This is a genomic window from Caldalkalibacillus thermarum, from assembly GCF_014644735.1.
Lineage (GTDB): Bacteria > Bacillota > Bacilli > Caldalkalibacillales > Caldalkalibacillaceae > Caldalkalibacillus > Caldalkalibacillus thermarum.
Window position 1 is genome coordinate 1 of sequence record NZ_BMKZ01000137.1, and the last position, 598, is coordinate 598.

Annotated in this window: 1 protein-coding gene; it reads right to left on the reverse strand. The window is 43.0% G+C overall.

Annotated features, from left to right (window positions below; genetic code table 11):
* On the reverse strand, nt 1-478 hold a 478-nt coding region (locus tag IEW48_RS16890), incomplete at its 3' end, for a transposase (protein ID WP_188624733.1).
* Between the last annotated feature and the right edge of the window lie 120 nt (nt 479-598).

Below are 598 nucleotides of genomic sequence, written 5' to 3' on the forward strand. Positions count from 1 at the left end.
TAACTTCTTTCTCTACCGTATCCCGGCGAAGTTTCACGTACAAGCCGTCCAAATATAAGACAGAATAACGTTTGGATAGTGGACGATGGTGCCATTTCTCGATGTCTTCTTTCACGACATCGGTAATACGGCTGATCGTCGCTGGAGAATAAGCATTTCCTAGAATTCGTTCGATAAACTTGCCAATTTCCCGTGTACTCATGCCACTTTGATATATCCTGATGATGGCTTCCTCCAGCCAGCCGGTGTGGCGTTGATAAGGGGCAAACAACTGTGTTTGAAATTCCCCGTTTCGGTCTCTTGGCACCAAAAGACCCTCAATCCGGCCATATTGCGTATCTGGATTTCGTTGATAGTAGCCGTTTCTCATATTTGATGTTCCGGCCTGTTCTAGTTCGAGGAAATGTTTGATTTCTCCCCGCATAATCAGCTCTAATTTTTCCTTCACAAACTGACGAATGACACTTTCCAGTGTCAAACGTCAGTGAAAATGTCATATTAATTCGTCATTAATTCGTCAGTAAAAATGTCATATTGATTTGATACCTTCATCCCTTGCACAAGTCTAGCCTGTTACGCTCACGAAATCAAGGGTAAA